At 53.9% G+C, this 25,858-nt stretch carries 29 protein-coding genes; 15 read left to right on the top strand and 14 right to left on the bottom strand.

The features are described 5' to 3' along the window. The first annotated feature begins 57 nt into the window (after positions 1-57). Positions 58-1,224 (top strand): acetyl-CoA acetyltransferase, encoded by a 1,167-nt coding sequence (locus ACYJL1_RS14640; protein ID WP_460896066.1) that lies wholly within the window; start codon positions 58-60, stop codon positions 1,222-1,224. Positions 1,225-1,234: 10 nt separating this feature from the next. Here ACYJL1_RS14640 and ACYJL1_RS14635 read toward each other — a convergent pair whose 3' ends face one another. After that, on the bottom strand, positions 1,235-1,906 hold the full coding sequence (locus tag ACYJL1_RS14635) for a class I SAM-dependent methyltransferase (RefSeq protein ID WP_460896065.1): 672 nt from the start codon (positions 1,904-1,906) through the stop codon (positions 1,235-1,237). A gap of 165 nt (positions 1,907-2,071) precedes the next feature. Continuing rightward, positions 2,072-2,812, bottom strand: coding sequence for a DUF3750 domain-containing protein (locus tag ACYJL1_RS14630; protein ID WP_460896064.1), 741 nt, complete (start codon positions 2,810-2,812; stop codon positions 2,072-2,074). A gap of 89 nt (positions 2,813-2,901) precedes the next feature. On the opposite strand from ACYJL1_RS14630, the gene ACYJL1_RS14625 reads away from it, so the two are divergent. After that, on the top strand, positions 2,902-3,924 hold the full coding sequence (locus tag ACYJL1_RS14625; protein WP_460898053.1) for an asparaginase: 1,023 nt from the start codon (positions 2,902-2,904) through the stop codon (positions 3,922-3,924). Positions 3,925-4,008: 84 nt separating this feature from the next. Here ACYJL1_RS14625 and ACYJL1_RS14620 read toward each other — a convergent pair whose 3' ends face one another. Next, entirely contained in the window at positions 4,009-4,155 is a 147-nt protein-coding gene (locus ACYJL1_RS14620) for a hypothetical protein (protein WP_460896063.1), read from the bottom strand. A gap of 103 nt (positions 4,156-4,258) precedes the next feature. On the opposite strand from ACYJL1_RS14620, the gene greA reads away from it, so the two are divergent. Beyond that, the gene (gene greA, locus ACYJL1_RS14615; protein ID WP_460896062.1) at positions 4,259-4,732 is read left to right on the top strand and encodes a transcription elongation factor GreA; all 474 of its coding nucleotides are present in this window, start codon (positions 4,259-4,261) and stop codon (positions 4,730-4,732) included. Positions 4,733-4,767: 35 nt separating this feature from the next. Here the strand turns inward: greA and ACYJL1_RS14610 are convergent, their stop codons facing one another. The 4 genes from ACYJL1_RS14610 to ACYJL1_RS14595 form a co-directional block, all read right to left on the bottom strand. Then, the gene (locus tag ACYJL1_RS14610; RefSeq protein WP_460896061.1) at positions 4,768-4,932 is read right to left on the bottom strand and encodes a hypothetical protein; all 165 of its coding nucleotides are present in this window, start codon (positions 4,930-4,932) and stop codon (positions 4,768-4,770) included. A 78-nt stretch (positions 4,933-5,010) separates the two neighbouring features. Next, positions 5,011-6,003 carry a magnesium transporter CorA family protein gene (locus ACYJL1_RS14605; protein ID WP_460896060.1) on the bottom strand — a complete coding sequence of 331 codons (993 nt, stop codon included), beginning with the start codon at positions 6,001-6,003 and terminating at the stop codon, positions 5,011-5,013. Between the two features lies 1 nt (position 6,004). Continuing rightward, positions 6,005-8,137: a methylmalonyl-CoA mutase gene (scpA, locus tag ACYJL1_RS14600; protein WP_460896059.1), complete on the bottom strand. Its 2,133-nt coding sequence runs from the start codon at positions 8,135-8,137 to the stop codon at positions 6,005-6,007. 4 nt (positions 8,138-8,141) lie between these two features. Next, complete coding sequence (locus ACYJL1_RS14595; protein ID WP_460896058.1) at positions 8,142-9,575, bottom strand: methylmalonyl-CoA mutase subunit beta; 1,434 nt, start codon at positions 9,573-9,575, stop codon at positions 8,142-8,144. A gap of 188 nt (positions 9,576-9,763) precedes the next feature. Here ACYJL1_RS14595 and ACYJL1_RS14590 point away from each other — a divergent pair, with 188 nt between their 5' ends. After that, positions 9,764-10,528, top strand: coding sequence for an SDR family oxidoreductase (locus tag ACYJL1_RS14590; protein ID WP_460896057.1), 765 nt, complete (start codon positions 9,764-9,766; stop codon positions 10,526-10,528). Between the two features lie 57 nt (positions 10,529-10,585). Here the strand turns inward: ACYJL1_RS14590 and ACYJL1_RS14585 are convergent, their stop codons facing one another. Next, positions 10,586-10,951 carry a DUF2267 domain-containing protein gene (locus ACYJL1_RS14585; protein WP_115051976.1) on the bottom strand — a complete coding sequence of 122 codons (366 nt, stop codon included), beginning with the start codon at positions 10,949-10,951 and terminating at the stop codon, positions 10,586-10,588. Between the two features lie 337 nt (positions 10,952-11,288). Here ACYJL1_RS14585 and ACYJL1_RS14580 point away from each other — a divergent pair, with 337 nt between their 5' ends. Continuing rightward, the gene (locus tag ACYJL1_RS14580; RefSeq protein ID WP_460896056.1) at positions 11,289-12,830 is read left to right on the top strand and encodes a helicase HerA-like C-terminal domain-containing protein; all 1,542 of its coding nucleotides are present in this window, start codon (positions 11,289-11,291) and stop codon (positions 12,828-12,830) included. Between the two features lie 73 nt (positions 12,831-12,903). Here ACYJL1_RS14580 and ACYJL1_RS14575 read toward each other — a convergent pair whose 3' ends face one another. After that, positions 12,904-13,614 carry a L,D-transpeptidase gene (locus tag ACYJL1_RS14575; RefSeq protein ID WP_460898052.1) on the bottom strand — a complete coding sequence of 237 codons (711 nt, stop codon included), beginning with the start codon at positions 13,612-13,614 and terminating at the stop codon, positions 12,904-12,906. A gap of 504 nt (positions 13,615-14,118) precedes the next feature. Between ACYJL1_RS14575 and ACYJL1_RS14570 the strand changes: the two genes are divergently transcribed. From ACYJL1_RS14570 to ACYJL1_RS14540, 7 genes are all read left to right on the top strand, one after another. Next, positions 14,119-14,997 (top strand): branched-chain amino acid aminotransferase, encoded by an 879-nt coding sequence (locus ACYJL1_RS14570; RefSeq protein ID WP_460896055.1) that lies wholly within the window; start codon positions 14,119-14,121, stop codon positions 14,995-14,997. A 154-nt stretch (positions 14,998-15,151) separates the two neighbouring features. Continuing rightward, positions 15,152-15,751 carry a superoxide dismutase gene (locus ACYJL1_RS14565; protein ID WP_460896054.1) on the top strand — a complete coding sequence of 200 codons (600 nt, stop codon included), beginning with the start codon at positions 15,152-15,154 and terminating at the stop codon, positions 15,749-15,751. Between the two features lie 285 nt (positions 15,752-16,036). Then, positions 16,037-16,423, top strand: coding sequence for a hypothetical protein (locus ACYJL1_RS14560; RefSeq protein WP_460896053.1), 387 nt, complete (start codon positions 16,037-16,039; stop codon positions 16,421-16,423). Positions 16,424-16,679: 256 nt separating this feature from the next. After that, on the top strand, positions 16,680-17,399 hold the full coding sequence (locus ACYJL1_RS14555; protein ID WP_460898051.1) for a DNA helicase: 720 nt from the start codon (positions 16,680-16,682) through the stop codon (positions 17,397-17,399). 137 nt (positions 17,400-17,536) lie between these two features. Further along, complete coding sequence (locus tag ACYJL1_RS14550) at positions 17,537-17,986, top strand: c-type cytochrome (RefSeq protein WP_460896052.1); 450 nt, start codon at positions 17,537-17,539, stop codon at positions 17,984-17,986. A 10-nt stretch (positions 17,987-17,996) separates the two neighbouring features. After that, on the top strand, positions 17,997-18,920 hold the full coding sequence (locus ACYJL1_RS14545) for a c-type cytochrome (protein WP_460898050.1): 924 nt from the start codon (positions 17,997-17,999) through the stop codon (positions 18,918-18,920). A 116-nt stretch (positions 18,921-19,036) separates the two neighbouring features. Then, a complete protein-coding gene (locus ACYJL1_RS14540) occupies positions 19,037-19,453 on the top strand; it encodes a hypothetical protein (RefSeq protein ID WP_460896051.1) in 417 nt (138 codons plus the stop codon). A gap of 32 nt (positions 19,454-19,485) precedes the next feature. Here ACYJL1_RS14540 and ACYJL1_RS14535 read toward each other — a convergent pair whose 3' ends face one another. Next, positions 19,486-19,821: a metallophosphoesterase gene (locus tag ACYJL1_RS14535; RefSeq protein ID WP_460896050.1), complete on the bottom strand. Its 336-nt coding sequence runs from the start codon at positions 19,819-19,821 to the stop codon at positions 19,486-19,488. A 145-nt stretch (positions 19,822-19,966) separates the two neighbouring features. Between ACYJL1_RS14535 and ACYJL1_RS14530 the strand changes: the two genes are divergently transcribed. From ACYJL1_RS14530 to ACYJL1_RS14520, 3 genes are read left to right on the top strand one after another with little or no spacing between them, the layout of a single operon-like run. Then, positions 19,967-20,296, top strand: coding sequence for an ArsR/SmtB family transcription factor (locus ACYJL1_RS14530; protein ID WP_460896049.1), 330 nt, complete (start codon positions 19,967-19,969; stop codon positions 20,294-20,296). Then, positions 20,293-20,757, top strand: coding sequence for an SRPBCC family protein (locus ACYJL1_RS14525; RefSeq protein WP_460896048.1), 465 nt, complete (start codon positions 20,293-20,295; stop codon positions 20,755-20,757). The genes ACYJL1_RS14530 and ACYJL1_RS14525 overlap by 4 nt, the downstream gene beginning before the upstream one ends. A gap of 42 nt (positions 20,758-20,799) precedes the next feature. After that, positions 20,800-21,213, top strand: a complete 414-nt coding sequence (locus tag ACYJL1_RS14520) for a GFA family protein (protein ID WP_460896047.1) — start codon at positions 20,800-20,802, stop codon at positions 21,211-21,213. Between the two features lie 2 nt (positions 21,214-21,215). On the opposite strand, the gene bioB is transcribed toward ACYJL1_RS14520, so the two are convergent. The 4 genes from bioB to ACYJL1_RS14500 form a co-directional block, all read right to left on the bottom strand. Further along, positions 21,216-22,196 (bottom strand): biotin synthase BioB, encoded by a 981-nt coding sequence (gene bioB / locus ACYJL1_RS14515; RefSeq protein WP_460896046.1) that lies wholly within the window; start codon positions 22,194-22,196, stop codon positions 21,216-21,218. Beyond that, positions 22,193-22,768, bottom strand: a complete 576-nt coding sequence (locus tag ACYJL1_RS14510; protein ID WP_460896045.1) for a biotin transporter BioY — start codon at positions 22,766-22,768, stop codon at positions 22,193-22,195. The genes bioB and ACYJL1_RS14510 overlap by 4 nt, the downstream gene beginning before the upstream one ends. A gap of 213 nt (positions 22,769-22,981) precedes the next feature. Next, entirely contained in the window at positions 22,982-23,617 is a 636-nt protein-coding gene (locus ACYJL1_RS14505) for a GntR family transcriptional regulator (protein WP_460896044.1), read from the bottom strand. Between the two features lie 71 nt (positions 23,618-23,688). Beyond that, positions 23,689-25,794: a S9 family peptidase gene (locus ACYJL1_RS14500; protein WP_460896043.1), complete on the bottom strand. Its 2,106-nt coding sequence runs from the start codon at positions 25,792-25,794 to the stop codon at positions 23,689-23,691. Positions 25,795-25,858: the final 64 nt, after the last annotated feature.

The following is a 25,858-nucleotide window of genomic DNA, read 5'->3' as shown; positions in this document are numbered from 1 at the left end:
GAAGGGGGGCAGGTTCATGGTTAGCTCAAAGAACAGGACATTTTGTGGAGGAATAAAATGACAGCCTGTATCGTTGGATGGTCGCACTTACCGTTTGGCAAGCTGGAAGGCGAGACAGTCGAAACGCTGATCGTCAAGGCCGCGCTGGGCGCGCTGGATCATGCGGGCATCGGTCCCGAAGATGTCGATGAAATTGTGCTGGGTCACTTCAATGCGGGTTTCTCGCCGCAGGACTTCACCGCCAGCCTCGTTCTACAAGCCAGCGATGCTTTTCGTTTCAAGCCAGCGACACGGGTAGAAAACGCCTGTGCCACGGGTTCAGCCGCCGTCCATCAAGGCATCAAGACTATTCGTGCAGGCGCTGCAAAAGTCGTGCTGGTGGTTGGCGTTGAGAAGATGACCTCTACGCCGGGGCCGGAGATTGGCAAGAACCTGTTGAAGGCGTCTTATCTGCCGGAAGAAGGTGATATTCCAGCGGGCTTTGCCGGTGTGTTCGGCCAGATTGCCGCGGCCTACTTCCAGAAATATGGCGATCAATCCGACGCCCTTGCCACTATCGCTTCCAAAAACCACAAGAACGGTGTCAACAATCCTTATGCGCAGATGCGCAAGGATCTGGGCTATGATTTCTGCCGTCAGGAGAGTGACAAGAACCCATTTGTCGCTGGTCCATTGAAACGCACGGACTGCTCTTTGGTATCCGATGGTGCGGCCGCATTGGTGCTGACCGATACGCAGACAGCCTTGAGAATGCGCCGCGCAGTCGCATTCCGCGCTGCCGCCCATGTGCAGGACTTCCTGCCCATTTCCAAGCGCGATATACTGCAGTTTGAAGGCTGTGCGGAAGGATGGAAGCGGGCGCTCGATCAGGCTGGCGTGACAATTGACGATCTGTCATTCGTCGAAACCCATGATTGCTTCACTATTGCCGAACTGATCGAGTATGAGGCGATGGGGCTGGCGAAGCCGGGAGAGGGCGCAAAGGTAGCGCTGGAAGGTCAGACGGCAATGGGCGGCCGCCTGCCGGTTAATCCATCCGGGGGCCTGAAAGCCAAGGGCCATCCAATCGGCGCGAGCGGCGTTTCAATGCATGTGCTTTCGTCTATGCAGCTGACTGGCGAAGCCGGGGGCATTCAGGTGCCGGGTGCAAAGCTTGCCGGAATATTCAATATGGGCGGCGCTGCCGTGGCAAACTACGTTTCGGTGCTTGAGCGGATCAAGTAACAAGCTGGCATTATTTGTAGCCGACCCAGCCCTTGAATGTGAAACCGGCATAAAACAGCTCGACATTGGAGAACCCTGCCTCGCGAAGCAGGGCCTCATCCTGCTCAGGTGAAAGGACGGGCAATCGTTCTTTCATCGTTCGGATGCTGTTTTCAGATTGAAAAGCAGCCACGCCGGACATGGCCGCAAAAGCCGCATAACGCGCCAACCATTTATCTGCTTCTCCATCCTTGTTCGGAAAGCTGTGGTGCGCGACAATAAAAGGAGCGCCGGGCTTCAGTCGGCGCTGGATACCGCGTAATGTTTCCAGCCGCTCGTGCCGGGGCAGGAAGTGAAGCGTGAGGAGACAGATTGCAGCGTCGAAAGGGCCATCAGGCGCATTTTCAATATAGCCTTCCTGGAATGTAACGCGGGAAGCCAGCGAACCGAGGTTCGCCTTGGCCAATTGAAGCATCTCGACTGATGGATCGACACCAACAAAGTGCCAATCCGGCTGCATTTTGGCAAGCGCTCCAAGTTCCATTCCCCCGCCAGCGCCAAGGACGAGCACACGCGCATCAGCAGGCGACTTCTCTGCCAGTAGCAGACCGGCCATCTGGTGCAAATGGCGCAGTCCCGGCACGAGCTGCTCGGTTCTTGCAGCATATCCTGAAACAACATCGGGATCGGAAAAGGATGCCATTCAAAATCTCCATCTCGTTCAAGGCGCTGGCGGCAAATCAGGGATGACGGACCATATGATGCTTGTATTTCATGTAACTATATATGTTACAAATATGGCAGCCTTCAAAATGTCTCGAATTTTCAGGAAAAATTGTTTCGCAAAAGCGCGCCAATTATGCTGTTTCTACAAACCGATCCTGCCAAATCCGGGAACTTTAAGTCCCGGATTCAAAATATCCAGACCTGCGACCAAGCCCATGAATTGAATCTCGAATCCGCTGCGCGCACCGGCAGAGATCCCGGCATAGCCAAAGAGATTGGCGTGGAAGTTCTTCCAGTCATCATCGATAGCAAAAAATCTGCCTTCCGTGGGAAAGTCCCTGCCAACTGCATTTGAAGGCAGGACGATACCGATTTGCGGCACGGCTCGAAGTACATGCGCCACGAAGCTGTTTGAGTTGGGACCCGGCCAGATCACGTAATTGCCCGGAGCGGCGTAAGGATAGTTGGCAATAGCGTTTTCGATCTGTGGTATCAGTGATGCTGCTTCCTGACCGTGGATCTCATGGATGATGGCGGGCGTGTTGGAGTACCAGCTTCCATCCGCATCATAGGCATTCTTCCGTACTGGATTACCCCAGCCAACCACATCGTAGCGATCATAGCTTGTTGCGCCGGGGCGTTTCAGAACCAGCCAGCTATGCAGGGAGAGCGCGCCTTTGAGCCCGCCTGTGCGTGCCGCCATGATATAGATTGCGGCGTCGTTGACGGCAGGCCGCGCAAGCAGCACACCGCTTGAACTCCAGTCAGCGTCACGCCAGCTTGCTGCGCGAGTCTGTGTCATCCACCACCCGGTTGCCCCCAGGGCTGGGGCGAGAAACAGCACAAATATAAACAGCGCAAAATGACGGAAGAGTTTGAGCAAGCAGTTTCTCCATTGGAAAGGCACGCGGAGCGCATTATAACGGCATAAATTCGGGCCAATTTCAGCCCTATTGATGGGAAAATTTAGGTATCATGAGCAATCCGGTTCTGGTGGAAGTTTTTCGGGGTGAAACGTCAGAAAGCCGTCACCGTGGCGCTGTTGTTGTCACCGATGGTGATGGTAATGTTGTTTTCTCGCTTGGCGATATAGAGCGCCCTACATTTCCGCGCTCGGCAATCAAAGCGATACAGGCCCTGCCACTGGTGGAAAGTGGTGCCGCGGACGCCTATGGTTTTGGCAATGAGGAACTTGCCATGGCTTGTGCCTCTCATTCCGGCGAACAATTGCATGTGGCGAAAGCCGGGGAAATGCTTTCCCGTGCCGGACTTGATTCCACTGCCCTTGAATGTGGTTCTCACTGGCCATTTGAACAATCCGTGCTGATCGATCTTGCCAAAAGCGGTCAGACACCCACGCCTTTGCATAATAATTGTTCGGGCAAGCATGCTGGCTTTTTATGCACCTGCAAGCATCTTGGCGTCGAAACACGCGGCTATTCCGCTTTAGGTTCGCCGGAACAGGATATGGTTCGCGATGCGATGGAAAGCGTGACCGGCGCAGCACATACACTGGACCATTGCGGAACAGATGGCTGTTCTATTCCGACCTATGCAATTCCTCTTCGTAGCTTGGCCCATGGGTTCGCTCGCATGGCAACAGGAACCGGGCTTGAGCCTCAACGCGCCCATGCCGCAAGGCGGTTGCTGGACGCTGCCATGGCTGCGCCATTTTACGTTGCAGGAACGGGCCGGGCCTGCACGAAACTGATGGAAATGGCTCCGGGGCGCATATTCGTGAAAACCGGCGCGGAAGGTGTGTTTGTGGGCGCGCTGCCTGAGCTGGGTTTGGGTATTGCCGTTAAATGCGATGATGGTACGACGCGGGCTTCAGAGGCTATGATTGCAACAGTGTTGGCACGCATCTATCGCGGTGAAAGCGAACTGGAATCAAAGCTCGATCGCTTTGCCGACCGCGAAATGCGCAACTGGAACGGCGTGACTTTCGGTGTCGTCAGCCCCACAGAAGCGCTGACCGATGCAATGATCAACTGATCTAGAGCAAATTTTGTTTATATAGAGCCAATTCTGTTTCTCGGATGACGAGACAGTCCACGCGGAAGGTGGCGAGGTCGATGTTTATCCATCGGACGAAGCTGCCTGACAACGTGGGTGGCCGTCAGCCGGAATCCCGAAGGGCCGGGTGAATTCGCGCCAATTCCATCGAGCTTCAGCTTCGTCCGATGGATAAACATCGCCCTCGCTAAATCCCTTGATCTTGTCCACGAATTCCCTCCGGCAGAATGACTCTATATAAACAAAACTTGCTCTAGGCAGGGCTTTTCAGGTTGCCCTTGCCGCTGGCGCCTGCAATCCCCATCTTAATTGTATGAGTAGAGCTTTTACCAAAGAAGATGACAGCAATTCATCAATTGATCTGGGCGAGCGCCCCATAAGCCCACACCGCAATCTGGTGACGGCCGAAGGACTTGCCATGATTGATGCGGAATTGACTGCGGCCCATGCTGAACTGGCAAAAGGAAACGCCGAGGGCGATCGCAATGTGATTGCCAGGGCATCACGTGATTTGCGTTATTGGTCAGCACGGCGTGAAACGGCTGAACTCTCCCCTCCCGATCCGGACAGCGATGTCGTGCGCTTCGGAATGACGGTTACGATCGCCAATGAGGACGACAAGAAGCAGGTTTGGATGATCGTCGGTGAGGATGAAGCTGATGCCAGTCATGGAAAAATCTCGCACGTATCTCCGATTGCCAATCTGATGTTCGGCAAATCAGTGGGCGATAGCTTCGTGCTGAATGACCATGAGTGGGAGATTGTGGGTATCAAAATCGCCAAGTGATTAATGGAGTAGACGCTAACGCTACTGCTAAAATATCACCGTTCGTTTTGCAATTGTTGAGTGGGTGTAAATTGAAATCCGTCTTTCGTCTCAACCAATTTCAACTCATCGCCAAGCTTTAAGTTGTATTTGGCAATAATTTCTATTGGAAAAACGAAGCCTACCTCATCTTCTATTTCCAATAGTGTAATGGTTTTCATGATTGAGCTCCGTCGCACAAGGTAAAATTACAGCGGCAATTTACGAAGTAGTCAAGCTGACAGGCCTTATTATTTCGTCTAAAGCCAGCCCTTCTTCTTGAAGACGAGTAGCGGGATGATCGCCGAAGCAACCATAACGCCGAGAGCCATGGGATACCCCCATACCTTGTCGAGTTCGGGCATGAAGTGGAAGTTCATACCGTAGATTGAGGCGACCAGTGTGGGCGGCATGAAGGCGACGGCCGCCACGGAAAAAATCTTGATGATGGCGTTTTGCTCGATGGAGATGAGGCCAACCACCGTATCGAGCAGGAAAGTGATTTTGTTGGAAAGAAAATCCACATAGGTGCTGAGCGATTGCGTGTCGCGTTCAAGCGACTTGATCCAGGCGCGGGTTTCTTTCTTGTAGGCATTCTGGTCCGTGATTGCCGTCATATAGACCAACAAACGGCTGACGCCGGCAATGCTTTCACGAATTTTGGAAAGAAACGCGCCTTGCCCGCCAATGCGGGTGAGGCTGTCACGAAAATTCTTGGTTGTCATGGGCCGGTCTTTTTCTGACCGGCGGAAAATCGCAAATGAGCTATGATCGATATCACCCGCAACACCTTCGAGAATATCGGCAATGCGGTCCGTCACAGCTTCGATGATCCCGAGCAGAATCGTCACGCCACTGCATTTGGTGTTGATCAGCCCGTTGCGGGCTTTGGTGACGCGGCTGATATAAAGCGCAAAGGCTTTGGGCTCGCTGTATCGGACTGTGACCAGTTGAGAATCCGTCAGTATGAAGGTAATCGGCGCAATGCTGTGATGTTTACTCTCGGTTGAATGCAGGATGGAAGCCGTCAAATACTGCGAGCCATTGTCGGCATAGAACCGGCTGGACTCCTCAATCTCGATCATGTCTTCCCTGGTCGGAATGGAAGTATTGGCCCAGCCCTCAGTGTACACGTCTTCTTCATGCGTCGGATTCAAAAGATCGACCCAGACCGCATTGTCCGGAGCTGGATCACCAACTTGCACAATGTGAGGAACAAGACGATCGCCATCAAGGGTGTAAATCGTAATCATTTCAAAGCGAATCCAACAGTCTGTCGATCAGTTTCTCAGCTGCTTCGCCTATAACAGTTCCCGGAGGGAAAATCGCAGCCGCGCCAGCTTGCAGAACAGCATCGTAATCCTGTGGCGGTATCACACCGCCGACGATGATCAATATGTCCTCACGGTTTCGCCGTTTCAACGCCTCTTTAAGCTCAGGCACCAGAGTTAAATGTCCGGCTGCAAGCGACGAAACACCGACAATATGCACATTGCTTTCCGCTGACAGTTCCGCAACTTCTTCAGGTGTCTGGAACATCGCCCCAACAATCACCTCGAAACCAAGATCGCCAAAGGCCGTCGCTATGACTTTTTGGCCGCGATCATGACCGTCCTGACCCATTTTGGCGACAAGAATGCGCGGCTTTTCGCCAGTCCGCTTTTCATAGGCCGCACACTTGGCCTGAACGCGATCCATAACTTCGCTCTTGCCAACTTCCTTGCGGTAGACGCCGGAAATCGTATGGATCGTCGCGACATGGCGCCCATAGGCTTTTTCAAGCGCCAGTGAGATTTCACCCACTGTTGCCCTTGCACGAGCGGCCTTGACGGCAAAATCCAGCAGATTGCCCTTGCCGGATTTAGCAGCCAAGGTCAGTGCTGAGAGCGCACCATCAACGGCTGCAACATCACGCGTACCTTTAAGTTGCTGGAGCTTGGAAAGCTGGCGCGCGCGGACCTCGGCATTGTCGACCTTGAGCACATCGACCAGCGTGTCTTCTGTCGGGCGATAGGAATTGACACCGATCACCGGCTGCTGGCCGCTATCGATCCGCGCCTGCGTGCGGGCAGCGGCTGCCTCGATGCGCATTTTGGGAATGCCTTGCTCAATAGCCTTTGCCATGCCGCCCAGCGTTTCAATTTCTTCAATATGCGAAAGTGCGCGCCGCGCCAGATCATAAGTAAGCCGCTCGACATAGGCAGAACCACCCCATGGATCGATGATGCGCGTTGTTCCGGACTCTTTTTGCAGGATGAGTTGCGTGTTGCGGGCGATACGCGCCGAATGGTCAGTTGGCAGCGCCAAGGCTTCATCGAAAGAATTGGTGTGCAGCGATTGCGTATGCCCCTGTGTTGAGGCCATGGCTTCGATCATGGTGCGCATGATATTGTTGTGCGGGTCCTGCGCAGTAAGTGACCAGCCGGATGTCTGCGAATGAGTCCGCAATGATAGCGAACGCTCATCCTTGGGGTTAAAGTTCTTCTTCATCAAAACAGCCCAGAGCAGTCGCGCAGCGCGAAGCTTGGCCACTTCCATGAAGAAGTTCATGCCAATAGCCCAGAAGAATGAAAGCCTCGGCGCAAATGTATCGATGTCCTGACCTGCCGCAACGCCAGCGCGCGCATACTCGATACCATCGGCAATCGTATAGGCAAGCTCGAGATCCGCTGTCGCTCCGGCTTCCTGCATGTGATAGCCGGAAATCGAGATCGAATTGAATTTCGGCATGTTCTCGGACGTATAGGAGAATATATCCGAAATGATCCGCATGGATGGCTGGGGCGGATAGATATAGGTGTTGCGCACCATGAACTCTTTCAGAATATCGTTCTGAATCGTTCCGGCGAGCTTGTTCTGAGGCACGCCCTGTTCTTCCGCGGCAACGATGTATAGCGCCAGAATGGGGAGTACCGCGCCATTCATGGTCATAGAAACAGTCATTTCGCCAAGCGGAATACCGTCGAATAATTGCTGCATATCGAGAATGGAATCAATTGCCACGCCGGCCATGCCAACATCGCCTGCAACACGCGGGTGGTCGCTGTCATAACCACGATGTGTGGCGAGATCAAAGGCAACGGAAAGCCCTTTCTGGCCGCCGTTCAAGTTGCGGCGATAAAAGGCATTGGACTCTTCTGCCGTTGAAAACCCTGCATATTGCCGGATGGTCCACGGCTGCTGGACGTACATGGTCGGATAGGGGCCGCGTATGAAGGGCGCGGCGCCGGGAAAGGAATCCAGATGCGGCTGGCCCCGCAATGCTGAATCGCCGTAGGAGCGATTGACCTTGATGCCTTCCGGGGTTTTCCAGGCTGCATTGTCCGGCTTGGCGACAGAAGCTTTTGGTGCTTGCCAATCGATCTTGGTAAAATCGGGAATTCTCATTGGTTCAAGCCTGCAATGTTTCATCGATGCGCGGAAAAGTCAGTGGTTCGCAGTGAACCACGCCATCTGTCGGCAATGGCATATGCGGAGCGTCCAGCACTTTCACAGGCCGCTCGGTTACGGCCGGAAAGACAGTGGTACCCACGATGGAACGCTCGCCGGATTTATACTGCTCGGCGCGGGCATGGCGGGCGTTGACGATGCGCGCCTGAAGCTTGCCGTCAACAAGGCTTTGAAGAATGCCGCCATCACGCTCAAGGGTTTGAAACTCCTTCCAGGCGGCTTCGCACAGTGCTTCCGTCAAACTTTCCACTGCGCCGGAGCCACAGGCAGGATCGGCAACGAAGGCAAGATTGCTTTCATCGGCCACAATGAGCTGGGTGTTCCGGGCAAGGCGGCGTGCCGCGGCATCCGGTAACCCGTGTGAAAGAGTATGCGGCAGGATCGATATCGTATCTGCGCCGCCGATAGCTGCGGCAAAAGAAGCTATGGTGTTACGCAGAATATTGGTTTCAGAATCTAGCTTCGTCATCATCCGCATGGAAGTTTCTGCATGGATCATCGTTGCTGATGGCTTGATATTGCAGGCTTCCTGCAAGCGCGACCAAAGACGGCGCAGCGCGCGTATTTTCGCAATTGAGACGAACTGGTCCTGATCGACTGACAAGGCAAAACCAATATGTGGAGCGGCGAAATGGATGGGCTGGCGCGCCTCCTCAAACAGCCGGAAATGCCCTGCGGCAATGGAGAGCATGGCACCAAGTTCCTGCGCTTCCGTGGCTCCGGCATTGTGATAAACCCGGCCATCGGCCTCCAACACAATACCGGGCAAATCTTCGGAGAAAAATCCGGCAAGTGATTGAGGCAACGACGCTTTCAGCGCTGCGATGCTCATGCGCAAACGTCCGGTTCCCGCCAGCGTTGCCGCCGGATCGATACCCAAAGAAAAGCTGAGGGTCTTCGGATTAACATCGCGTGGTCGCATGTAATCGACAAACCAGTCGGCGCAAGCGCGGCTTTTTGGATGGACATCCATCCGCAGGTGAATCATGTCAAGATGAACACCCCGCAGCACCTGATCGACAGCTTCGCGGGTGGAGGGTAATCCATATCCGAAAGCGTTGGGTGCACCTTCAAAAACCAGCGCGATTCCAGTCGCTCCATTCTCCAGATCTTCCAGCAATTGCCTGTTTGCCCGGACAGGATCAGGATCATCAATCCGTTGCACGATGTGCCATGCTTGAGAGGGATTTTTGCGCGGTGTCAGCTGTGCCTTGCGGGCGCGCTGATACAATGGGTTGATGGCAATATCATCGTCTGTGCGAGAAATCAGGGTTTCGTCGAAATCTGCGCCTTTCAAGGCCTTTTGCGCAAGTTTTACCCACGTCTCATGGGTCGTCTGTGCGAATTCCGTTTCCTTGATTAGTGACGCGTCCATGCTTTCTCCCGGTAGTCTGTTCGTTGTGTACGACTTTAGGTGGAACCATGCTGCTTCGCAACAAAGCAAAGTGCCGCTAGAGCAACCCACTGAAAAGAATGGTGTTTTTCCTCGCTGCCGGTTTCGGGTGGCTGGCACCGGTGATCCATGAAACTTTGCCGGCACGAAACACTGAAAAGGTTCAATTTATGAAAACACTCAATGGAAAAACAGCCATTATTACAGGTGCAAGCTCCGGTATCGGCTATGAAACAGCAAAGCTTTTCGCAAGCGAAGGTGCTCATCTTGTTGTTGCAGCAAGGCGCCAGAACGAACTTGATAAGCTTGTTGCAGAAATCGAATCGGCTGGCGGCAAAGCTGTAGCGCTGGCGGGCAATGTTGCTGATGAAGCCTACGCCAAGGCATTGGTGGAGCTGGCAGAAACCACATTTGGCAGATTGGATATCGGCTTTAACAATGCGGGTACCAATGGTGAGATGGGACCAACGTCTGACATCTCATTGGAAGGCTGGCAGGGTGCACTTGATGTCAATCTGACAGGGGCATTTCTCGGCGCGAAGTACCAGATTCCGGCGATGCAAAAACGCGGCGCCGGTTCCTTGATTTTTACATCGACTTTTGTTGGCTACACTGTGGGAATGCCGGGAACAGCGGCCTATGCCGCAAGTAAAGCAGGTGTCATTGGCCTGATGAAAACTCTGGCCGCCGAGCTTGGGCCGCAAGGGATTCGCGTCAATGCGATTTTGCCTGGCGGTACTGCAACAACCATGGCGGAAGCCTGGGTCGATACACCTGAAAAGCTTGCCTTCGTCGAAGCATTGCACGCACTCAAACGCCGTGCAATGCCGGCGGAGATTGCCCGTTCAGTGCTTTATCTCGCTTCGGACGCTTCCAGTTTCACAACAGGATCAGCCATGCTCGTCGATGGCGGCGTGTCGATCAACCGGACCTGAAAACGAAAAACGCGCGCCGTGAAGCGCGCGTTTCCAACTGCGTCCTAAGAGCGGTACTTAAACGAACTGGCTAAGGCCCGGGATTGAGTTTACAACCTCGTCAACCGGGCCGCTTCCGGCCTTTTCACGAGCAAAAGCAATGGTTTCCTTGGAAATGCCGCTGATTTCGCCCATGCCAAGACCGATGCCCATCAGTTTCGAGCCAAGGCCCATCACGCCCGGCATAAGGCCGGACAGCAAGCCGCCGCTACCCTTGGCTTCAGCAATTGCCTCTTCGCTGCCAGGTACGCCAGCAATCAGCAGATCAACCTTATCGGCAGGGGCTTCCTTCTGCAAAAACGCCAAAATAAGCCCGACCGCTTTGCGCGCGGTCTCAGGATCGGTGCCGACATTGGCGGTAATGCGAGCGATAAGTTCATCCATAAGTGCAATCTCCCAACTGGCCTGAATTACGTTTACGTAATATGCATGAAATTCTTGTGACACAAGCCTTCGTTTTCATGTGGGTGCATGTTTTCAACCTTACGCCACTAAAATGCAATTGCAGATGGCAATTTTACCGCAAGATTCGCCGTTTTGCTGGGATCTTGTCGAAACCACTGGAAAACGGCCCAGCGCCCAGCACAGTCATCAAACAGGTATTGCAATGGGTGCTCGCCACCTTGTGCTTTTCTGCAACATCGACGTTCTGCCATTGTCGCACGGGATTTGGCTGTTTATACCATGGATGAAGTGACGACAGGGACGAGGACAGAACGATATGGCCGCAGACAGTATTTTCCTTGGTGCAAGCCGCAAGCCGGATGACAGCTACAGCCAAGCCGAGTCGTTGTTGCTCAAATTCGGCAATCGCCATGGGCTGATTACGGGCGCAACCGGCACGGGTAAAACCGTATCGCTGCAAGTTTTGGCGGAAGGCTTCTCCGCAGCCGGCGTTCCGGTTTTCTGCTCGGACATCAAAGGTGATCTTTCAGGGATCGCCGCCAAAGGTGAGGATAAGGATTTTCTCGTCAAACGCGCTGCCGATGTGAAACTCGATCCATACACACTTGCCGCATCGCCTGTCATATTCTGGGATATTTTTGGCGAGCAGGGGCACCCGATCCGCGCGACCATTTCCGAGATGGGCCCGCTGCTTTTGTCGCGGCTGATGAATCTGACGGAAGCGCAGGAAGGCGTATTGAATATCGCGTTCAAGATTGCCGATGAAGAAGGGCTTTTGCTTCTGGACATGAAGGACCTGCAATCGCTTTTGGTTAATATTGCAGAGCGGGCCGAAGAAATATCGGCGCGCTATGGCAATGTGACAAAGCCTTCGGTTGGGGCCATACAGCGTTCGCTTCTGGTGCTGGAACAACAGGGCGGCACAAAGTTCTTCGGAGAACCTGCACTGAAAATCGCCGATATCATGCGCACCGGAACCGATGGGCGCGGGCAGGTCAGCATTCTTGCCGCAGACAAGCTGATGATGAATCCCCGCCTATACTCAACCTTTCTGCTTTGGTTGCTCTCGGAGCTTTTTGAAGAACTGCCGGAAATCGGCGACCCGGAAAAGCCGCGTCTGGTCTTCTTCTTTGACGAAGCGCATCTTCTTTTCAATGAAGCGCCCAAAGCGCTGCTCAACCGCGTTGAGCAGGTCGTCCGGCTGATCCGCTCCAAAGGTGTCGGCGTCTTCTTCATCTCGCAGAACCCGCTGGACGTGCCGGAAACGGTGCTGGCACAACTCGGCAACCGCGTGCAGCACGCTTTACGTGCCTATACGCCGCGCGAGCAGAATGCTGTCAAAACAGCCGCCGATACATTCCGCGCCAATCCGGACTTCAATACATTCGAAGCAATCACCAATCTCGGCACAGGCGAAGCGCTGGTTTCCACCTTGGCAGAAAAAGGCGTGCCTTCCATGGTCCAGCGGACATTGATGCGTCCGCCCTCTGGCCGCATTGGTCCATTGACCAGTGATGAACGTCAAAAGCTCATCAATGCCAGCCCCGTCGCCGGTGTCTATGATGAAATGGTCGACCGCGAATCGGCCTATGAGCTTTTGCAGAAGAAGGCAGTACAGGCCAAGACCGAGGAGGAGGCTCAGGCGGAGCAGGCTCAGGGGGAGCAAGCCGATAACACGGGCGGCTGGAAACTTCCGGATTTTCTCGGCGGCGAAACCAAGACCGGCCCGCGCGGCGGTCAGACCCGCGGCCGCCAAACCGTAGCGGAAGCTGCAATGAAGTCAGTGGTTCGCTCCGTCGGCTCTTCATTGGGCCGCGCGCTGGTGCGTGGTATTCTCGGAAGCCTTAGCAAACGCTAATTTCAAATCTGCTGGAAACAAAGAAAAGGCCGATGGATCGCTCCATCGGCCTTTTGTGTGAATGTTCTCCGCTCTAAATGACCAGAATCGGCGTCTTGTTGGGAACGCGATCATAAAGATCGATGATGTCCTGATTGATGAACCGTACGCAGCCTGACGAAACGGCTTTGCCGATTGTCCACCATTCCGGTGATCCATGCAGGCGATAGAGCGTGTCGACGCCGTTCTGGAAAATATAAAGCGCGCGTGCTCCCAGTGGATTGGTCAGGCCCGGTGCCATGCCGCCATTGGCTGCGCTGTATTTTGCAAGTTCCGGCTGGCGGGCGATCATCTCATCCGGTGGAGTCCATTTGGGCCAATGGCGCTTCCACTGGACAATAGCGCGGCCCGACCATGCAAAGCCTTCACGGCCAAGACCGACGCCGTAGCGGATGGCCTCGCCATTTTCTCGCACCAGATAAAGGAATTTCGTGTTGGTGTCGACGACGATGGTTCCAGGCTGTTCGCCTGTGGGGTCACGAACGATCTGGCGTAGATAGCGCGGGTCCATCTTCTTTACCGGAATGGCCGGCAGCTGATAGCCGCCATCTTCGCGCGCTGCATACATGGCTTGATAGGAGGCTAAACCCGGATCAACGTTCGTTCCGGGTCTTAGCGGATTGCCATAATCATCGACCTTGATGACGGGCATATCACCGCGGATCTGAGCACATCCTGCAAGACCGGCTGCTGCGGTTGCAGTCATTGCGGTCAGAAAACCGCGACGGGTAAGTGTGTTTTGCATCATTCAACCAGGTTGGTGGCGGGAAAGTTCGGCAGGCAGTTACTGTTGAGGTAACGTGCTCTAAACGCACAAAGAATATGGCGATGAACCGTTAGCAATAGGGCATAAACAAGGCAAGGACACAACTGTTGCAAAAGGGCAACAAAAACGCAGTGCATCGATGGGTTTTGAATATCCCGTGACGATAAACACTTTGTGAGGTGGGTGTGGAGGGGGAGGCTGCGACTCACGCTGCCGTTTTCGCTCCCTTGCCACTGATAAGTTGATGCCGATTATCTCCCCCTTTGTGGGGGAGAAATCGCAAGAGAGGGGATTTGTCATGTCTGCTATCCCCTCTCTTGGATTTTCCAGGGATTTAGCAAGAATGGCTAAATCCGGGAAAATCCTTTCTCTCCCGCAAAGGGGAGAGATAAGCGGAGCCAAGTTTCACACTCAAGCATTGACCTTGGCCAGCAAATGGCTTTTCGATGCTCCAAGACAATCAGCATGAACGGAATCAGCATTATGGCAGTAAATTCAGCAGCGCAGTCCACAACCTGGACCTATGTCGATGGCGATTGGTATGAGGGCAATGTACCGCTGATCGGTCCGCGTACCCATGCGATGTGGCTGGCTTCGACCGTGTTCGATGGCGCACGCTGGTTTGAAGGCGTGGCGCCCGATCTCGATCTGCATTGCGCACGCGTCAACACCTCGGCCATTGCAATGGGTCTCAAGCCAACAATGAGCGCTGACGAAATCGTCGGTCTTACACATGATGGTCTGAAAAAATTTGACGGCAATACGGCGGTCTATATCCGTCCCATGTATTGGGGCGAACATGGCGGTTATATGGGTGTACCAGCCGATCCGGAATCCACCCGCTTTTGTCTGAGCATCTATGAGGCACCCATGCTTGAGCCAAGTGGTTTCTCGCTGAGCGTTTCTCCGTTCCGCCGTCCTACATTTGAAACAATGCCGACCAATGCCAAGGCCGGTTGTCTCTATCCGAATAATGGCCGGGCCATATTGGAAGCGCGCTCGCGCGGTTTCGAGAATGCGCTGGTTCTCGACATGCTGGGCAATGTGGCCGAAACGGCAAGCTCCAATATATTCATGGTCAAGGACGGGCATATTTTTACCCCTGCGCCCAACGGCACTTTCCTTTCAGGCATTACCCGCTCGCGCATCATTGATGTTCTGGCTGATTATGGTTTCCGCACAACGCAGACCACCTTGTCGGTACAGGATTTCCTTGAGGCGGATGAGATATTCTCGACGGGGAACCATTCGAAGGTTGTGCCCGTTATCAAGATTGAGGACCGGGAGTTGCAAGTCGGTCCCATAGCTCGCAAGGCGAGAGAGCTTTATTGGGAGTTTGCCCATGCAGGGCCAAAAATTTGACCTGATAATGCGTTCACGCCGAAATATTGATCCGTTTCGCATTGCTCCCGAACAAATACGGACCTATGTAACCAAGGCAGGTTTTGTCAGGATAGGCCATTCCCCGAACGGGCAGCCTATCCCGTCACAGATATAGATCGAAGAGGAGACTTCCATGGCTTTCGAATTGCCCGCACTGCCGTATGATTACGACGCGCTCGCACCTTACATGTCCCGCGAAACGCTCGAATATCACCACGACAAGCACCACAAGGCTTATGTCGACAACGGCAACAAACTGGCTGCCGAAGCTGGTCTTGATGGCCTCTCGCTAGAGGAAATCGTCAAGCAGTCCTATGGAAAGAACGCCGGCCTGTTCAACAATGCCGGTCAGCATTACAACCATCTGCATTTCTGGAACTGGCTGAAAAAAGACGGCGGCGGCAAGAAGATTCCCGGCGCTCTGGAAAAAGCTTTTGAATCCGATCTTGGCGGTTACGACAAGTTCCGCACGGATTTCATTGCAGCTGGCACAACACAGTTCGGTTCCGGTTGGGCCTGGGTTTCTGTCAAGGATGGCAAGCTTGAAATCTCTAAAACACCAAACGGCGAAAACCCGCTGGTGCATGGCGCAACGCCAATTCTGGGTGTCGACGTCTGGGAGCACTCCTATTACATCGATTATCGCAATGCGCGTCCGAAATATCTGGAAGCTTTTGTCGATAGCCTGATCAATTGGGACTATGTTGCCGAGCTTTACGAAAAAGCCAAATAACGCTTTTTCGGGTTCTGGTTTGAACGGCCTCGCTTCGGCGGGGCCGTTTTCATTTCAAACCGCGCCGGGCAGGTGTCTATATTTCAGGAACGTGGCTAGCCCCACAATGCCTTCACGGCGCACAAACAGCCCTTCATTGAAAAATTTTAGCGGAAATTTCACGCCTTCGGCTCGCCATATTGATTGTTCATCTGTCGTTCAGAGCGCTAGTCTTAAGTCTAATGCCTAGGGACTTTTAACATGCTGAACGCCTTCCTTTAGCGGGGGGCATTCACTGGAGGAACGATGAGAAAGCTGATTTCAGCAATTTGCGCTGTTTTGATATCGGTTGGCACTCTGGGAACTGCGGGAACGGCCAGCGCCGCGCCTGCAACGGTGCAAAGGCCAGTTGAAGCGGCAGGAACCACCGCTGACACACTGGTTCAGAAGGTCGATCACCGCCGCTGGCATCATCGCGATCGTTACGAGCGCCGCTGGGACCGTCGCGATCGTTGGGAACGCCGCCATCATCGCCGCTGGGATCGCCGGCATTACCGCCGATATGACCGGCCTTATTACCGCAGATGGGACCGTCCACATTATCGCCGCTGGGACCGCCGTTGGGATCGCCCACGTCACCATCGCCCGCATTACTACCGGACAGGTAACGCACAGATCATCTTCGATCTTTGACAGCTCCTTGCAGACAATGAAAAAGCCCCTCCATCGCAAGACGGAGGGGCTTTTGTTTGCGTTCGCAGGAAAGGTTGCCCGTTGCAGGACGCTCCAATGTTGCGCTATTATTTGATTCTGGCTCGGCCCGCGCCTCCTTCCCTCCATCAGGAAAGTATCATTCATGCGGGGCTCTATGGATTTTGAACCGTCTGTTCGAGCATGACGCATAAGGGGGGATTGCGGAATATAGCTCGCAATAGGAGGTTTGCCAGTGATGAAGTTCTCTGCTCCCATTTACCAGTTGAAGCGTAAGGCGAGGATTCTTTCCCGCTTGCAAAAAGTCCCGCTGCATGAGGCACTCGACAGTATTGCCGTTAGAGAGGGTTTCGGTAATTGGAGCCTGCTTGCAGCCACAATATCGACAGAACCCCACTCAGCCAAGCTCTTTGCACAGCTGGTGCCGGGCGATCTGATGCTGGTTGGAGCACGTCCAGGCCATGGTAAAACACTGCTCAGTCTGGAACTTGCCGTTGAGGCCATGAAGGCTGGCAAACCGGCTGCATTCTTTACGTTGGAATACACCCTTCAGGATATTCTGGATAGTTTTCGCGCTATCGGGGTAGATTGGGAAAAATTCAAGGAATCGTTTGATTTCGATGCATCAGATGCCATCAGCGCAGATTATATCGTCAGAAAACTCGCGTCTGCCACGCGCGGAACCCTGATTGTAATCGACTATCTGCAAATACTCGACCAGAAGCGCGATAAGCCGGATTTGATGTCTCAAATGCATACGCTGAAATCGTTTGCGGAGAGCAGGGGATTGATCATCATACTCCTATCTCAGATCGACCGCTTGTACGATCCAGCAAAGAAGGCGTGTCCCGACATAGCGGATGTCCGCTTGCCTAATCCAGTGGATTTGTCACTCTTTAATAAGACATGCTTCCTGAACAACGGCGAAGTGCAGTTCCGTAGGATTGAAGCTGCATAAACTTGTCATTTCAGTCACGTTCAAGCAAACGAAAATGTGATTGCGTTGCGCCCGTGCAATTCGAAATCTTTTGACTAAAGTGGTCCCAAGCCCTTGAAGCCAATTTGTTATTAGCCACAAGAGTAGGACTCTATTCGATGAAAAGACTGATTGCTTTGTCTGCCGCGCCATTGCTGGCACTTGCAGTTTTTGCCACGACGGCCAGCGCCGATTCCATAACCGACAGACAGGCACTCATGAAGGGGCAGGGAAAGGCCGTTGGAAGCATCGCTCCCATTGCCAAGGGTGAAAAGCCCTTTGACGCTGCTACGGTCATGACTGCGTTAAAAAAGATCAATGATGATGCGCAGAAGCTTGATCCTGCGGCGCTTTTCCCGGCAGGTAGCGATACGGGCGATACAACCGCTTCGCCAAAGATCTGGGAAGACAACGCCGCCTTTGTGGCTGCTATCGACAAATACAAGGACGATGCGGCCGCGGCTGTTGCCGCTGATCCGAAAGATCTTGAGAGCTTCAAGACAGCATTCAATCAGGTGACGCAGAATTGTGGCACCTGTCATCAGGATTTCCGCATAAAGAAGAATTGATTTTTCGGTGATGCGCTGGGTGTTCAAGCTCATCCTCAGCCTGCTGATTCTTGGCGGTGCAGGTTTTTGGCTGCTGTCTGCGCCAACCCGCCTTGACGAGGCAAAGCTTGCGGCCACAACGCCGGGTGATATAGCCCGTGGGCAGGGCATATTCTGGCAGGGGGGCTGTGCCTCCTGCCATGCTGCTCCGGGCGCGAAAGGTGATGCCAGACTGGTTTTGAGCGGCGGCGAGGAATTGGTCACGCCCTTTGGCACCTTCGTGACGCCGAATATTTCGCCTTCCAAACAGGGAATTGCCGACTGGTCGCTTTCTGATTTTGCCAATGCCATGACCCATGGCGTTTCGCCGGATGGAAGGCATTATTACCCTGCCTTTCCCTATACGTCCTATGCTCGCATGGAGTTGCAGGACATTGCCGACCTATATGCCTTTATGAAGACTTTGCCGCCTTCGGATCATGTTACGGGTCCGCACAAGCTGGGCTTCCCCTTTACCGTGCGGCGCGGGATCGGCTTGTGGAAGCGGCTTTATCTGTCCGATCAGCCGGTGCTGACGATTGCCAATGCAACGGATGCGATCAAGCGCGGTCAATATCTGGTCGAGGGACCCGGCCATTGCGGTGAATGCCATACACCGCGCAATGCCATTGGCGGGCCGGATAAGACATTGTGGCTCGCGGGGGCCAAGGCGCCTGAGGGTAAGGGCGTCGTGCCTAACATCACCGGCGGCGCCGGCGGTATCGATTCCTGGTCGGCGCAGGATATCGCTTATTCGCTCGAAAGCGGATTTACGCCGGATTTCGACTCGCTCGGTGGCTCCATGGCCGATGTGGTGCAGAATATGTCCCATCTGCAACCATCTGACCGCGATGCCATCGCGGCCTATCTGAAAGCTATTCCAGCCCACGCGAACGGTTATCCCGCAGCCCAGTGATTGGCTTTGGAGCATAAGATTTTCTTATGCGAACCCTTGGAATTCGTTGCTTGCAGCTTTTCTGTTTGTGTCATCCATTGGCGGCTTCAGTGGTGATAAGAACGACGGCCAGAACAATGTCTTCCAATTCAATCTGTAATTTCTGCATCGTTTTATTCATGGTAGGCGGTCTTGGCCATCCGGCATTGGCGCAAGGTACCGACTTTTCCGATCGCCCGGGCTTGGCTGGACCGGAAGAAATGCCCAAACAAAATGTATCTTGCGAAGGCGTGGCAGCAATGATTGCCGGACTTGAGACTCCTGAAGGCAATCGCATCGATCTGTGGGCTTCGGGACCTCTCAGCTACATACATAGCGACGAAGCGCTTTGGTATCTGGCCATATGTCCCGAACCCGGCGTGCAGGTGATGTGCATCACCTATTCAGGTAACGGGATGAAACTTGGTGACAATATCCTCATTCGCGGCGGCATGAGAATACTGGATAAAACGCATATCGTCCTCGATCCGTGCCTTGCCTCACGCGAAGAATAATGTGCTTTGTAGACATAGACAGGTAGGTGATTTTATCGCCGCTTGCAGCCAATCAGCACCGAATTTCCATCGGTATACTTGCTGCGCATCGTGTAGAGCCAGCCTTGGCATTCGTCCAGTGATCCAAAGCAACGCTGGAATGATACCGACGTCTGGTCACCACCAAAGGAGATCATGGGATTATCCGTGGTGCCGCTATAACGGCCAAAGACAATGCCCGAACCAACAGGCGGAGCGTTGCAGCGTTCACCGGCATATTCGCTGACATTTTTGCGAACGGCATGTGCCTGAGAGATATTCACCGACAAAAGTGCAGGCTGGATGGCGATAACCATGCCAAGCATCAAAAACTGAGTAATGCGCTTCATTCTACTTCTCCTATACGGAACCATGTGATCCCGCTTGGGGCATGGTTCAAGTATATGCCATTCATGGCGAGTCTGCAGCCAATTCATTTATGCAGCTTATTCAATTAGTGTTGACTAATGAATTAGTACACGCTAATGATTTAACATGATTGAAGCCGATCCCATAAACGCCGTCATGCGCGCACTTGCCGATCCTACGAGGCGGGCCGTATTTGAGCAGGTCGTCAACAGTGACGAGATTACTGTTGTTGAACTCACACAGGGGAGTGGTGTGACGCAGGGCGCTATTTCACAGCACCTGAAGACGCTCAAGCAGGCAGGTCTGGTTGCCGAACGACCAGAAGGTCGAAAAGTCTATTATCGTGCCCAGCCGGAAGGCCTCGAGCCGCTGGTCAACTGGATGGACCATTATGGCGCCTTCTGGCGCGAACGCTTTGCAAATCTTAGAACACTGCTGAAGGAAATTGATCCATGAACAACGTAGCATTAAAGCCCGACACGCAAGAAATAGTGGTCGACGAGATTTTTCCGCACACGCCAGAGACGATCTGGAAAACACTGACCACGGCCAGTTTGATGGGCCGCTGGCTAATGGTCCCAGCTGGATTTGAACCCGTGGTCGGCAAACAATTCACCTACAAGACGACGCCAGCTGGCGCATGGGACGGCACCATTCACTGCGAGGTACTTGAGATGAAGCCGAATGAGCGTTTTGCCTATGCCTGGAAAGGCGGTCATGAGGGGAATACCGGATATGGCTCACAGCTCGACACAGTGGTCACATTCATCCTTTCCAGGGTTCAAAACGGCACGCGCCTTCGCCTTATTCATTCCGGCTTTGTTTTGCCGAAGAATGACAGCGCCTTCAATAGCATGAGTGAAGGCTGGAAGAAGGTGGTCCAGAACATCGGCGCTATTGTCGATGAGCAGGACTGACGCGGCCGCACGGTCCTGGTCTATACCTATCGGGAGAGAGATATGAACAAGCCTTACACGGGCGGTTGCGCCTGCGGCGCAGTTCGCTATGAAATCAGCAGCGCACCCGTCTTCGAAAACCACTGCCAATGCCATGATTGTCAGAAACGCAGTGGCACGGGGCATGGCTCTTATCTGACGTTTCCCAGCAACAATATGACAGTTGCTGGCAAAACGAGCACATGGAATGTCGCGGGTGATAGCGGAAACGAAAAAATCCACGCCTTTTGTCCAACCTGTGGGACGCTGGTCTATCTGACATCGGTCGCAACGCCGGAAATGATTGCCGTCCCTGCGACCAGTCTTGACGATCCAAGCCGTTTCAATCCGCAGGTGGTTACCTATACTATCCGTGCCCATAAGTGGGACATGATCGACTCCTCGTTGCAGAGATTCGAGCGAATGCCACCCATGTGAAGTCAGGCACAGGCTCGTCGCTCCTCTGTCACCGGGCCGATCGTGGCGAACAATTCTGCGTCTTCACCTATGCCCGCATTGGGGGTCGTCAATAAAGTATCGCCGTAAAACAGCGAGTTTGCTCCAGCCACGAGACACAGTATTTGCGCCTCGCGGTTCAAATTGGAGCGTCCTGCCGAAAGCCGAACTGTGGAGGCAGGCATGACGAGACGGGCGGTAGCCACCATCCGCACCAATTCAAGGGGATCAATCAATGGTTGATTTGCCAAAGGTGTGCCGGCGACGGGGACAAGGGCATTAATCGGTACGCTTTCGGGGTGTGGCGCAAGCGTTGCGAGGATCTGCAACATGGATGCCCGGTCACGGGTGGTTTCTCCCATGCCGATAATGCCGCCGCTGCAAACATCAATGCCGAAAGACCGCACTGTTGCCAGCGTATCCAATCGTTCTTCATAGGTGCGGGTGGTGATGATACGGCTATAGAATTCGGGGCTTGTGTCGAGGTTGTGGTTATAGGCTGTCAGGCCAGCTGCGGCCAACCGTTCAGCCTGATGCGGCTTTAGCATTCCAAGGGTCACGCAGGCTTCCATGCCCAGTGCGCGGACGCCTTTGACCATTTCAACAACAGCGTCGAAGTCGCGGCCATCACGGACCTCCCGCCAGGCGGCGCCCATACAAAAGCGTTCAGCGCCTGCCTCTTTGGCAATGGCAGCCATCGCAACCACGCTTTCAGGGCGCATAAGCCTGTCACGCGTCAGATCAACCTCGCGATGATGCGCCGACTGCGGGCAATAGGCGCAATTTTCCGGACACCCGCCTGTTTTGATGGACAGAAGGCTGGCTTTCTGGACCTTGTTCGGGTCGTGATAATGCCGATGCACGGCGTTCGCCCGCCCGACCAGTTCGAGAAACGGCAAATTATGCAGACCAACGATTTCATCGACCGTCCAGTCGGCACGAATAACCCCATCTGTGACAGTCATTGGCGTTTGTCCAGAAACCGCTTGAGCGAGACGCCGCTCAGCATACTGCCGACTGCAACAAGGCCGATTTTTACCAGATCGCCAAGCACGAACGGCAATACACCTATCGCGAGAAGTTTACTGGCTGGTACATAGACCGCGAGCCATGCGATACCCACTGCGTAAACCACTGTCAGGCCCACCAGCATGGCTCCGATGCGACCTATGGTGCCTCTGCCAAGCGCCAGCACGCCGACCAGCCAGGAAGCAAACAGATATCCCAACAGATACCCACCCGTGGGACCAACCATATATGCAAGGCCAATGCCCCGCTCGGGAGATCCGGAAAAAACAGGCAAGCCAACAGCGCCCGCCGCAAGGTAAGCCACGAATATTGAAACGGCGATGCGCGGTCCAAATGTCACGGCAAATGCCATCACGGCAAGCGTGTGCAGCGTCATTGGTACGGGCCAGAACGGTATTTGGGTTTTCGCCGCAAGCGTCATTATTGCCACCCCGGCAATGACAGTCAGGGCTGTACGCAGCGACAGGGCGGTGCCGTATTCAGCGAGCAGAGCTGTGGGATTACGCATGGTCATTCCTTCATTGTAAAATTATAGATAATTTATAGAATCTATCTCTAAAAACTTTCATATAACTACAATAATGGCAAGCGCTACCGTTTTTAAATCATGGGGTGCCATTGCCTGTCCTAATAATGGTACAGACTCTAGATGCTCAGAAGGTGATTAAAAACAAGGGGATGGCGTGCTTCAACGCCTTTGCGCAAAACGTCGGCGACGCCCTTACAAACCCGATTTTTGCGGCTTGCGACTGCTCCACCTTATATGCCGGGTGAGTACAGAGGAGGCTAATTCTATTTGTCCGTCGCGCAAAGCAGCCAATATTGCGCGGTGATCACGATCCGTTGGTGCTTCCCATTCTGATCGCCAGCCTAAAAACAGGAACCGGGCGCTGGTTGTGTGCAGGTCATCAATGGCCTTCAGCAGCCGGGGCATACCGCATGGCGTGAGGATGATCCGATGAAAAGCCCTGTTCGCTTCTTCCCATGACTGTACATCGCCGGCCTTGTCTCCCGCTCGAGTGGCGTTTTCGGCTTGATCCAATATGGCTCTGGTCAAATGAGGCGCTGCATGTTGCAGGGCAAGAACTTCGAGGCTTGCCCGCATTTCGGCGACTTCCTTGACCTCATCAAGGCTGATACCTGCAACCCGCACTCCGCGGCGTGGCTCGCTTACGACCAGGCCTTGCGCTTCCAGACGCCGAAAAGCTTCGCGCACAGGGACATGGCTCGCGCCAAATTCCTCTGCAATATGGTTTTGTCCCAGTCTGGAACCCGGTTGGAGTGACCCTGCGATAATGCGATCAGCAAGCGCTCTGCTGATGCGCACCGCGAGTGTATCATCTTTGGCAGTCGTCATTTTTTATAGATAATTGGCAGGAAGTCCGCCGTCCATGGGGAATTACAAGGCATTGCGTTATATGCGCCAGCTCACTCTGTTGCCTTGCCGACCAGCTTCAACGCATAGGCCTGCGTATAGGCGACTTCCTTCAGTCTTGAAAAGCGCCCGGAGGCGCCTGCATGTCCGGCATCCATGTTGATGCGGAAGAGCACCGGATTGTCATCGGTTTTAAGCTCGCGCAGCTTGGCGACCCATTTTGCCGGCTCCCAATAGGTGACACGCGGATCTGTCAGGCCCGCCACGGCAAGGATAGGCGGGTAAGCTTGCGCAGTGATATTATCGTAAGGTGAATAGGATGCCATGTAGGAATAATCCGTGGCCGAGGTGATCGGATTACCCCATTCTGTCCATTCGGGCGGGGTGAGGGGCAGGCTATCATCCAGCATGGTGTTGATGACATCAACGAAAGGCACTTCCGCAATGATGCCGCCAAAGTTTTGCGGTGCCATGTTGACAATCGCGCCCATCAACATGCCGCCTGCCGAACCACCTTGCGCAATAATCCGGTCGTGGCTGGTGAAACCTTCCGCTACCAGATGTTCGGAGGCTGAAATGAAGTCTTTGAATGTATTCAACTTATTGAGGCGCTTGCCATTTTCATACCAGTCATAGCCCTTGTCCTTGCCGCCGCGAATATGGGCAATGGCGTAGATAAAGCCACGATCTGCCAATGAAAGGCAGTTGGTATTGAAGCTTGCAGGAATGCTGTGCCCGTACGAGCCATAACCATAAAGCAAGGCAGGGGCGGAGCCGTCGAGCTTGGTGTTTTTGTGATAGACGATAGAAACCGGCACGGTCTCACCATCATGCGCGGGTGCAAGCAGGCGACGGGTTATATAGTCTTCCGGATTGTGGCCGGAGGGCACTTCTTGCGTTTTAAGCAATGAGCGCTCGCGGGTGCGCATGTTGTAATCGTAAAGCTGCGTCGGCGTGGTCATGGACGAATAGGAAAAGCGGATGACTTCCGTGTCATATTCAGGGCTGCCGGAAAGGCCGAGCGAAAAGGCTTCTTCATCGAAAGCGATTGCATGTTCTTCGCCGGTTTGGCGATCACGAATAACAATGCGGGGCAGGCTGTTTTCACGTTCAAGCCAAACCAGGTGGTTCTTATAGGCCGAGTGTCCAAGCAGCAGACGTCCTGCCTTGTGGGCAACGACTTCTTCCCAGTTGGCTTTTTCCGGCGTTGCCACCGGAACGCTCATGATCTTGAAGTCCTTGGCGCCGTCAGCATTTGTGAGAATGTAGAAAACATCACCGCCTTCGGTAAGACTGTACTCAACGCCGGACTGCCGCTCTGCAACAAGCCTGGGCTCGGCAGAAGCATCATTTGCCGGGATCAGCCAAACCTCCGATGTCTCGTGATCGTGAATATCGATGAAGACGAAATCATTCAGTGAACTTCCGCCGACGCCCAGAAAGAAACCGGGATCCTTTTCTTCGTGTATCAGGCGATCTTCGCTCTCCGGCGTTCCAAGCTTGTGAAAAAACAGCCGCGAAGGGCGGTGATTGGCATCAACGCGCGTGTAGTAAAAGCCATCCGACTGGGCATTCCAGACGCCGCCGCCTGACGTGTCGCTCACTGTCTCAACATTGTCCTGCAATGTTGCAAGATCGCGCACTTTGAGCGTGTAATATTCTGAGCCCTTGTCGTCGAAGCCCCAGATCAGCTTCGTGTGATCGGGCGAGTGATCGGCAGAGCCAAGGCTGAAATAGGCTTTGTCCTGACCCTCAAGATCACCATCGAGCAACATTGTCTGCGCACCGCCATCGCGCGGTGTGCGGAAGAAGCGTGGATGCTGGCCCCCTGTCTTGAATGATGTTCCATAGGCATAGGGGCCGTCTTTGGACGGTACAGACGAATCATCCTCCTTGATACGCCCCTTCATTTCTTCAAACAGCTTGGCCTGCAGTGCCTTGGTGTCGGCCATGAGCGCCGATTGATAGGTGTTTTCTGCTTCCAAATGCTTGCGAATTTCCGGTTCCAGCGTCGATGGATCGCGGAAGACATCTTGCCAGTTTTCAGCGCGCATCCAAGCGTATTCATCAACGCGTGCAATGCCATGACGGGTATCGGAAACAGGCTTCTTTTCGGATTTGGGAGCGGGATGAGCGGAAAAGCGTGGCGAATTCGTCATGGAGAGCTTTCAAATGTTGGCGGGCAATGGAGGCAGAAATTCCACCCTGCGCCCGGCAGGATTG

Source organism: Phyllobacterium sp. K27, assembly GCF_054796155.1.
This window is presented reverse-complemented; position numbering and strand designations above follow the sequence as displayed.

Bases quoted from the DNA above. Each gene is read 5' to 3' on its own strand.
- ACYJL1_RS14640 (WP_460896066.1), top strand. From the start codon at position 58: ATGACAGCCTGTATCGTTGGATGGTCGCACTTACCGTTTGGCAAGCTG.
- ACYJL1_RS14635 (WP_460896065.1), bottom strand. From the start codon at position 1,906: ATGGCATCCTTTTCCGATCCCGATGTTGTTTCAGGATATGCTGCAAGA.
- greA (WP_460896062.1), top strand. From the start codon at position 4,259: ATGAGTAGAGCTTTTACCAAAGAAGATGACAGCAATTCATCAATTGAT.
- ACYJL1_RS14610 (WP_460896061.1), bottom strand. From the start codon at position 4,932: ATGAAAACCATTACACTATTGGAAATAGAAGATGAGGTAGGCTTCGTT.
- ACYJL1_RS14605 (WP_460896060.1), bottom strand. From the start codon at position 6,003: ATGATTACGATTTACACCCTTGATGGCGATCGTCTTGTTCCTCACATT.
- scpA (WP_460896059.1), bottom strand. From the start codon at position 8,137: ATGAGAATTCCCGATTTTACCAAGATCGATTGGCAAGCACCAAAAGCT.
- ACYJL1_RS14595 (WP_460896058.1), bottom strand. From the start codon at position 9,575: ATGGACGCGTCACTAATCAAGGAAACGGAATTCGCACAGACGACCCAT.
- ACYJL1_RS14590 (WP_460896057.1), top strand. From the start codon at position 9,764: ATGAAAACACTCAATGGAAAAACAGCCATTATTACAGGTGCAAGCTCC.
- ACYJL1_RS14585 (WP_115051976.1), bottom strand. From the start codon at position 10,951: ATGGATGAACTTATCGCTCGCATTACCGCCAATGTCGGCACCGATCCT.
- ACYJL1_RS14580 (WP_460896056.1), top strand. From the start codon at position 11,289: ATGGCCGCAGACAGTATTTTCCTTGGTGCAAGCCGCAAGCCGGATGAC.
- ACYJL1_RS14575 (WP_460898052.1), bottom strand. From the start codon at position 13,614: ATGCAAAACACACTTACCCGTCGCGGTTTTCTGACCGCAATGACTGCA.
- ACYJL1_RS14570 (WP_460896055.1), top strand. From the start codon at position 14,119: ATGGCAGTAAATTCAGCAGCGCAGTCCACAACCTGGACCTATGTCGAT.
- ACYJL1_RS14565 (WP_460896054.1), top strand. From the start codon at position 15,152: ATGGCTTTCGAATTGCCCGCACTGCCGTATGATTACGACGCGCTCGCA.
- ACYJL1_RS14560 (WP_460896053.1), top strand. From the start codon at position 16,037: ATGAGAAAGCTGATTTCAGCAATTTGCGCTGTTTTGATATCGGTTGGC.
- ACYJL1_RS14555 (WP_460898051.1), top strand. From the start codon at position 16,680: ATGAAGTTCTCTGCTCCCATTTACCAGTTGAAGCGTAAGGCGAGGATT.
- ACYJL1_RS14550 (WP_460896052.1), top strand. From the start codon at position 17,537: ATGAAAAGACTGATTGCTTTGTCTGCCGCGCCATTGCTGGCACTTGCA.
- ACYJL1_RS14545 (WP_460898050.1), top strand. From the start codon at position 17,997: ATGCGCTGGGTGTTCAAGCTCATCCTCAGCCTGCTGATTCTTGGCGGT.
- ACYJL1_RS14540 (WP_460896051.1), top strand. From the start codon at position 19,037: ATGTCTTCCAATTCAATCTGTAATTTCTGCATCGTTTTATTCATGGTA.
- ACYJL1_RS14535 (WP_460896050.1), bottom strand. From the start codon at position 19,821: ATGAAGCGCATTACTCAGTTTTTGATGCTTGGCATGGTTATCGCCATC.
- ACYJL1_RS14530 (WP_460896049.1), top strand. From the start codon at position 19,967: ATGATTGAAGCCGATCCCATAAACGCCGTCATGCGCGCACTTGCCGAT.
- ACYJL1_RS14525 (WP_460896048.1), top strand. From the start codon at position 20,293: ATGAACAACGTAGCATTAAAGCCCGACACGCAAGAAATAGTGGTCGAC.
- ACYJL1_RS14520 (WP_460896047.1), top strand. From the start codon at position 20,800: ATGAACAAGCCTTACACGGGCGGTTGCGCCTGCGGCGCAGTTCGCTAT.
- bioB (WP_460896046.1), bottom strand. From the start codon at position 22,196: ATGACTGTCACAGATGGGGTTATTCGTGCCGACTGGACGGTCGATGAA.
- ACYJL1_RS14510 (WP_460896045.1), bottom strand. From the start codon at position 22,768: ATGCGTAATCCCACAGCTCTGCTCGCTGAATACGGCACCGCCCTGTCG.
- ACYJL1_RS14505 (WP_460896044.1), bottom strand. From the start codon at position 23,617: ATGACGACTGCCAAAGATGATACACTCGCGGTGCGCATCAGCAGAGCG.
- ACYJL1_RS14500 (WP_460896043.1), bottom strand. From the start codon at position 25,794: ATGACGAATTCGCCACGCTTTTCCGCTCATCCCGCTCCCAAATCCGAA.